The organism is Chitinophagaceae bacterium (assembly GCA_030053935.1).
Classification (GTDB): Bacteria; Bacteroidota; Bacteroidia; order Cytophagales; family JASGCU01; genus JASGCU01.
The window spans coordinates 1-7,628 of the sequence record JASGCU010000103.1 but is presented as its reverse complement, the minus strand read 5'-3'; the positions used below and the strand labels follow the sequence as shown (position 1 = coordinate 7,628).

The 7,628-nt window shown below is 30.0% G+C and carries 8 protein-coding genes; 2 read left to right on the top strand and 6 right to left on the bottom strand.

The genetic code is table 11. The annotated features are described in order from the left end of the window. The 6 genes from QM536_08855 to QM536_08830 form a co-directional block, all read right to left on the bottom strand. Positions 1-978 (bottom strand): hypothetical protein (locus QM536_08855; protein ID MDI9357115.1); only part of this gene is annotated, 978 nt, incomplete at its 3' end. A 278-nt stretch (positions 979-1,256) separates the two neighbouring features. After that, complete coding sequence (gene arsN2 / locus QM536_08850) at positions 1,257-1,712, bottom strand: arsenic resistance N-acetyltransferase ArsN2 (GenBank protein MDI9357114.1); 456 nt, start codon at positions 1,710-1,712, stop codon at positions 1,257-1,259. 246 nt (positions 1,713-1,958) lie between these two features. Beyond that, the gene (locus QM536_08845) at positions 1,959-3,260 is read right to left on the bottom strand and encodes a deoxyribodipyrimidine photo-lyase (protein MDI9357113.1); all 1,302 of its coding nucleotides are present in this window, start codon (positions 3,258-3,260) and stop codon (positions 1,959-1,961) included. Beyond that, on the bottom strand, positions 3,257-4,051 hold the full coding sequence (locus QM536_08840; GenBank protein MDI9357112.1) for a polysaccharide deacetylase family protein: 795 nt from the start codon (positions 4,049-4,051) through the stop codon (positions 3,257-3,259). Before QM536_08840 ends, QM536_08845 begins: the two co-directional genes overlap by 4 nt. An 83-nt stretch (positions 4,052-4,134) precedes the next feature. Continuing rightward, positions 4,135-4,257, bottom strand: coding sequence for a hypothetical protein (locus tag QM536_08835; GenBank protein ID MDI9357111.1), 123 nt, complete (start codon positions 4,255-4,257; stop codon positions 4,135-4,137). 115 nt (positions 4,258-4,372) lie between these two features. After that, positions 4,373-5,311: a hypothetical protein gene (locus QM536_08830; protein MDI9357110.1), complete on the bottom strand. Its 939-nt coding sequence runs from the start codon at positions 5,309-5,311 to the stop codon at positions 4,373-4,375. A 692-nt stretch (positions 5,312-6,003) separates the two neighbouring features. Between QM536_08830 and QM536_08825 the strand changes: the two genes are divergently transcribed. Next, complete coding sequence (locus tag QM536_08825; protein ID MDI9357109.1) at positions 6,004-6,690, top strand: lycopene cyclase domain-containing protein; 687 nt, start codon at positions 6,004-6,006, stop codon at positions 6,688-6,690. After that, positions 6,659-7,306, top strand: a complete 648-nt coding sequence (locus QM536_08820) for a phosphoribosylanthranilate isomerase (protein MDI9357108.1) — start codon at positions 6,659-6,661, stop codon at positions 7,304-7,306. The genes QM536_08825 and QM536_08820 overlap by 32 nt, the downstream gene beginning before the upstream one ends. Positions 7,307-7,628 lie beyond the last annotated feature (322 nt).

The window sequence follows — 7,628 nt, the reverse complement described above, 5'->3', positions numbered from 1 at the left end:
ATTCGTTCCAAAGGTTCTATTTGCTAATGCTCCAAAAGTGATACTCTGAACCGCTCTAATATTTACATAGATATCACCATTAATGCTTACTCCTCCGGGAAAAAAACCTGGATTTCCTTTTCCTCCAGAAGACCCATCAGCATTTCTAAATACCATTGCTAATCTAAATATATTGGTACCTGAGGGAACATTATAATAAGAACTTGGTACAATTTTTATTCTCCATTTCGTTGTTCCATTGATCTTTGTCATCTTTCCCACGCCATCGTCCATTCCCCAATTACCTACAATATTAGCCCATGTAGTTCCATTAAGAGTAGTAACTACTCCGCTGTGCATATAAACAGATGCAACAGTAGAATTAAGAGCACTTTTACCTGCTAAAATGGTATTATCAGTGGTACTCAAAGCAACGTCATATATTATCTCTACACTGTCTTGAGCTTTAGCATTAGAAGGATTTAAGGTTACTATTTGAGATTGGGCAGGAAAATTAACATAAATATCCCCATTAGAAACCACTTCGCCTCCAAAAAAAAATCCTGGATTTCCTTTTCCCTCAGAAGACCCATTAGCATTTCTAAATATCATTGCTAATCTAAATATATTGGTACCTGAGGGAACATTATAATAAGAACTTGGTACAATTTTTATTCTCCATTTCGTTGTTCCATTGATCTTTGTCATCTTTCCCACGCCATCGTCCATTCCCCAATTACCTACAATATTAGCCCATGTAGTTCCATTAAGAGTAGTAACTACTCCGCTGTGCATATAAACAGATGCAACAGTAGAATTAAGAGCACTTTTACCTGCTAAAATGGTATTATCAGTGGTACTCAAAGCAACGTCATATATTATCTCTACACTGTCTTGGGCTTTAGCATTAGAAGGATTTAAGGTTACTATTTGCCCGTTACATCTATAGTTAGATATTGTATAAGCAATAACAAAAGTTATTATATAGAATATTTTCATACGTAGAAAAAATTTAATTTTAAGTTAAAAGATATTACATTAATTTATGTCTCACAAAATTGTTTCTAAAAAGTCCTTTTGAAACAGGTTTTGAAATAATTGGTTTTTGTAAATAATATAGTTTTTTATTTTTTAATAAATAAAAATATAATTGTTTTTGTTTTCTTTATTGTTTAAAAAAAATAATAACATTTTTCTTCATGCAAAATTAAGGTGGGTTCTAAAAATTGATTTTTCTATTTTGAAATGAGTAGACCGTTGTTCTGTATTTTTCATCTTTAATAGTTATTAATGTTATGTAAATCTAAATTCATATACACAGAGCTTGAGGGACAAAGTTTTGAAAATTCCGCTGTTTCTTTTATATCTTTTGGTGCTTCATTTCGGTTTGTCTTTACAAATCCCTTTTTACAAAAATATGTTTCTGCTGTTGTGGTCAATAAATGCATCACTTTAGTTTTTTCTTTTCGTGCTTCATCTAAAGATATCTTAAAAAGTTCATTGCCTACACCCTGTTTTTGAAATCTTTCCTCAACTACAAAAGAACGAAGTAATCCGTTATTCTCTTTTTTTTCCATTCCTATACACCCAATAATCTGTCCGTTTGCCAAAGCAATAATAAAAAGTACCTTTGAAGTAATAACGTCTTCATAAGGTAATTGATATTTGTTCAATAGTTTTTGAATTTGAGGAATGTCTTTCAAATTTGCTGTTTTATATTTAATTTCATTCATTTTGAAGTTTTTAATTATTTTATCTTTATTTGTAACTATTTATCTACAACAGCCCTTATATAAACTTATATATCTAAGAAGTATATGAATAAAATAACAATATTAAGAATTATAAGAAAATCCAAAAAAACTTTCAGTACTTTTCAGAATTATAATACAAAGAAATACATTTTTGTCATCTTATTACATTTCTTTTTATATTTCTTTTTCATTTTTCTACTGTTTTTAATGTATTCTTTTGAAAACTCACACTTTTTTAATTTTAGAAAATACTTCTACGGCTCTCTTTCGGGCAAAGGTATCATCAATAAGAGGTTTAGGATATTTGTGAGAATATACTTCGGTAACCCATTTTTTTATATAAACAAAATTTTTATCAAACCTTTGAGCTTGAATATTAGGGTTAAAAATGCGAAAATAGGGCTGTGCATCACATCCTGTACTTGCTGACCATTGCCATCCTCCATTGTTATTTGCCAGATCAAAGTCCAAAAGTTTTTCTGCAAAATAACTCTCTCCCAATCGCCAGTCTATGAGCAAATGCTTCGTTAAAAAACTTGCTACCACCATCCTTACTCTGTTGTGCATAAATCCCGTATTGTTCAATTCACGCATCCCCGCATCTACTAGTGGGTATCCCGTTTCTCCTTTACACCATCTTTCAAAATGTTCTTGGTTTGGAAGCCATTGTATATGTTCGTATTGGGGTTGAAAAGATTTTTTTGCCACATAAGGGAAATTATAAAGTATCATTATATAAAACTCTCTCCAAATCAATTCATTCAGCCACGCTTCATTTCTATTTTTACCTATCAAAACGGCTTTTCGGATACTTATAGTTCCGTGTCTCAGATGAATTCCTATTTTAGTGGTGCCTTCCATTGCAGGAAAGTCCTTTATGGTATCGTATATTTTTATTTTTTCTTCGTCTATTTTAAGAGGCGGTATTGTTATAGGAGATGGGACAAAACCAATATTTTCTAAGGAGGGAAACCAAAGGGAATTGATGGGTAGAAAGCGAGTGTTCTGTAATACATCAGGATATAGCTGCAGAGGATTATTTTGTAATGTTTGAATCCATCTTTTTTTATAGGGAGTAAATACTTTATAGGGTAATGTATTATCGTTCAGAATTTCATTTTTATGAAAGATGACATGGTCTTTGAAGGAAAAAAAAGAGATGTTTTTTGCTTGCAGTAAACCCTGTATTTGAGTATCTCTCTGAAGAGCGTAGGGTTCGTAGTCTTCATTACAAAACACATTTTCAATGGTAAATTTTTCTAAAAGAGTCCGAAAACTTTCTTGGGGAGTCCCATATAAAATATATAAATCACTCCCCTGCCCTACGAGTTTTTGTTTGAGAGTGAGAAGGGAAGTGTGTATAAATTGCACTCTCGCATCTGCTTTGTGAGGCAATGATTGTAATATATTGGTATCAAAAATAAATATACACAGGAGAGGTGTATTTTTTTGAGAAGCAACAGAGAGACCTGTATTATCATCAAATCGGAGATCTCTACGAAACCAAAATATATTTATTGCATTCATTTGTTTTGTGATGAAGAGAGTTGCTGTATCCAATCAGCCATAGTAATAAATTCTATATTTTTATTTTTTGCCCATATAATATATTTCTCTAACATTTCTAACATTTTTTTGTCAGAAAATCTTTTTATAAAAGAAGGAATATTAGAAAAATCAGAGAGATCTACAAATTCCCATGGGTGAAAATAGAGATTAATAACCTTATAAGCACGAAGAGAATCAGAGGAAAGTTTTTTGAAGAACCAAAGAGGAAAGTTTTTGAAGGTGAGCCAAAAAAGAGGTATGCGGAACGATGGGGAAACTGTCGCAGGGATAGTCCATATACCTCCTTCTCTAAAAGGGAGCTTGGGCTTGGAAAGATTATTATATCTCCCGGGTATAAGAGTAGGATTGAGGGAAGCATTATAACTATATCCGGCTTTTTTTACCAATGTATTTTCTACAAATTGCATCCTCGGCATTCGTAATCCTTGTATTTCTTTTTCAATGATATGTTCCAAAGTGCTTTTAGACCTTTCCAAATCTCTATCATCAAATGTGCTATGAAAAAAAGTATGGGAAGCAATTTCATGGGTATGAGAAAGAGTGCGTATCACATCGGGATACGCTTCAGCAAATACTCCCGTGCAAAAAAATGTAGCTGGTATTTCATACGTATTCAAGAGATTTTGCAATAATATAAGTCCTTCGTATGAAGTATGAAGTTGTTTTTGCACATCCACTCCCTGATCATATTCCAAAGGTGTATCAAACTCCTCCACGTCAAAGGTTAAAATTATATATCTTTTTTCCAATTTTTAAAAATTTTTTAGTTGACCTTCCAACCCATTTTTTCCTTTAGTCGTTCCATTTTGCGAAATAATTCCAACATCATCACTCAAAATATCTTTTGATTTGAAATAGTTCTATCCGTAAATGGCACTTCATATACTTGATACCAACGGTGGTATTGCGCTAATACCACACACGTGAGTTGCTCTAATTTGAATATATTTTCCATTTTTATTTATTTATAATAGGTTCTAAAAATTGAATTTTATTGTTTTTGAAATGAAAAAAATACCCGAATCTTTCAGTATTTTTCCATTGAATAATAATTTTCTACTTTTTGTTTCTTAAATTTTACTTAAAAGTAGTCCTAAAAACAAAAGCGATAAAAATAAAATAAGTACTATCGAAAATAATGTGATAAAAACAAACCCCCATCCTCTCTTTGTCTCTCTATTTTTTCTCAGATTTATTATACTCTTTATTCCTAATCCAATGCTTACCAAAGAGAGAGCTGTTGCAAGAGAAAGATACAATAAAGCATAATAAAAATCATTAAAAATGAACCCAGTAACCCCTAATATAAGCGGCAATATAGATGAACCGAATGATGCAAAAGAAAACACACCAAATAATTCTATTTTTTTAGTTTTTGCAATTTCTTTATCTAATACTTTCTGTTCGGGAGTTCTTTTGCCTTGTTGATAAAAATAATACACTGTTGCTATGATACTAGAATAAGGTATAGGTAATGCACTAAGTATAGCAGCAGAGCGAGTAAGTTTTTCCATTCTTATGGAATGTTCTATTTTTTGTTGTCTGAATACATTTTCAATACTATCTTTTTTTTTATCATGGTATTGAATATACTGCACTTCCAATGCACTTATTACTTCTTGAGATTCGGATAGTGGATTACATTTTCTATAGACAATAGTGTTTGGTGTTTTTTGAGTTACAATGGCAAAAAAGGAAATTCCATTGTGTAAGAAAATAATATCACAGCTCTCTTTTTGAATAATGGTATCTGTTATTTTTTTTGTTTTCGTTGTTTTTTTGTTCTTTTGTTTTCGTTTCGGGAGTGGAATGTAATCTGTACTCAATGAAGCGGTGGGATAATAGGTTTTTTCTTCTCCTAACGAAGTATCTTTTTGTGCTTTGGTAATTTCTGTTGCCCCTCCTTTTTCGTTATGAGGAAGAGCAGTGTATCTATTGTGAAAAAAACCATAATTCTTTACCCCACAAGATGTAATAAATAATACTAACAATAATAAAAGATGTTTCATAAATTATATAATAATTAAGAATTATGAACTATTTTCTGTTTTTTATATTTCTTTTGTGCTTTCTTTATGTTTTTTGTGTAACAATAAAAATAAAAAAAAGATTATACAAACATTTGAGTGGATAAAGATTTAAACCATCATACAGAAAAGAATAGCAGATTTAAAGTTTTAGAATTGTCTATACCCCATACAATAGTTTTTCAAGTTTAGATTTTTACATTTAATCTTCCACCAGCAAAGTATGCCTACTATTTAATAAAAATTTATTTTTTTGACACTTCTTTTTTCTTACCTTATCAATTGCTTCATTAAGTATTTTTAAAAATACATTGAAAACGGTCATGTACTTTCTTTGCTTTTGGTATCACTTTATCAACTGCTAAAATAAAGGATTCTCACATATCAAGAAAAATCATCTCAGCTTTTGATGTTTGATATTCATTATACCTTTTGCATAATTTATAATTATTATATTACTCCATAATTTTATGAAATTTGAATAATAGTTGCCTCAATGTATTATTATTGATGAAAATATTTTTTTTTGTGTAAATTTAGATAAAACATGTATTTTGTAGCACTTTTAAGTGGGTTTTGTAAATTTACATTTTAAATAATTAAGAATATGGAAAAAAAATTTGAAAAATTACTTACTATAAAATCTAAATTTAATTTATAATTAAAAAAGCATAATGTTTACGTATTTTCTTATTAATCTCCTGAGTATTTTATTTCCGCTCTTGTTTTCTTTTGAAAAGAATCGGGTTTATTACGCTTCTCAGTGGAAGTATCTCTTTCCTGCACTCTTTTTGACGGGTGTTTTTTTTATAATATGGGATATTTTTTTTACCAGAGCAGGTGTTTGGGGATTTGAAAAAACATATCTGTTAGAGTATTATCTTTTTTCTCTCCCTGTGGAGGAGTATTTGTTTTTCATAACTATCCCTTTCTCTTCTATCTTTCTATATGAATGTGTGAGGTATTTTTTTCGAAAATATACTCTGCCTCGTTTTGGAAAAATGCTTTGTTTTCTGGTAGGAATAGGCTTACTCAGTTCAACCCCTTTTTTAGCGAGCAAAAATTATACTTTTTTTTGTTTTCTTTTTACGGGTATTTTTTTATGTATTCATTTTTTGTTGGATGCAGCTTGGCTTCCTCTTTTTTTTATTACTTATTTTGTGCATCTTGTACCATTTTTTATAGTAAATAGTATTCTTACAGGGACATTTACTGACAAACCTATCGTTTGGTATAATAACACTGAAACCTTAAGTGTAAGAATAGGGACTATTCCCTTAGAAGATTTTTTTTATGCTCTTTTATTACTTTTGATGAACATTACTTATTATGAATATTTTAAAAGAAAAAAAAACTCTTAATCTGAAAGTATGTGGTATGCGAGAAGCAAAGAATATAGAAGATTTACAAATGGTAAATCCTGATTTTATAGGGTTTATTTTTTATCCATTCTCCCCCCGATATGTGAAAAAAAATGAAGAATTAGAACGCATACAGTCATACCTATCACAGATAAAAAAAGTAGGAGTGTTTGTGGATACATCTGTTACCGAAATAAAAAAAAAAGTAGCAGAATATCATTTGGATTATGTGCAAATATATACAAAAGACGTTTTGTTTTGTAAGAAACTGCAAGAAGAGAATATAAAAATAATTCTTACTATCCCTATAGAAACAGGAGAAGAATTAGAATATGTAGAGGTATTTTCTGATATAGTGGATTATTTGTTGTTTGATACCAAGACAGCCGGCTATGGGGGGTCGGGGAAAAAATTTAATTGGAGTTTATTAGAAAACTATAGTGCAAAGATACCGTTTTTTTTAAGCGGTGGTATAGATATAGAAGACATAGATTCTCTCAAAAAGATGAAAAACCCCTATTTTTTTGGAGTAGATGTGAATAGTAAATTTGAGACCTCACCTGGTATGAAAGACATAGCAAAACTCATAGCATTCAAAAATAATTTGGTTTTTTAAAGATATTTAATTTAGAACAGTTCTATTATTTTAGAAAAAGAATAGAAAAATATAATTTGCAATACTATCCTTCTACTTTGAAAAATAGTTTTTATACTCTCATTAAAACAATGTTAGAAAATTAAGTATATATTTTCTTGTAATCACCTGCATTTACACACAAGAATTTTCTAAATTCAAATTGATTTAAGAGGGGTTCTAAAAATTAAAATCCTAAAAACTGTATCCCTTAAAAATCAATAGTTACCAACACTTTTTTTTGAATACATCAATTTTTAGAACCTACCTTGTATAATACAGGGCAACTAAATTTTTTCATTTC

Coding starts and splice junctions, on each gene's coding strand:
- arsN2 (MDI9357114.1), bottom strand. CDS start 1,712: ATGAATGAAATTAAATATAAAACAGCAAATTTGAAAGACATTCCTCAA.
- QM536_08845 (MDI9357113.1), bottom strand. CDS start 3,260: ATGAATGCAATAAATATATTTTGGTTTCGTAGAGATCTCCGATTTGAT.
- QM536_08835 (MDI9357111.1), bottom strand. CDS start 4,257: ATGGAAAATATATTCAAATTAGAGCAACTCACGTGTGTGGTATTAGCG.
- QM536_08830 (MDI9357110.1), bottom strand. CDS start 5,311: ATGAAACATCTTTTATTATTGTTAGTATTATTTATTACATCTTGTGGG.
- QM536_08825 (MDI9357109.1), top strand. CDS start 6,004: ATGTTTACGTATTTTCTTATTAATCTCCTGAGTATTTTATTTCCGCTC.
- QM536_08820 (MDI9357108.1), top strand. CDS start 6,659: ATGAATATTTTAAAAGAAAAAAAAACTCTTAATCTGAAAGTATGTGGT.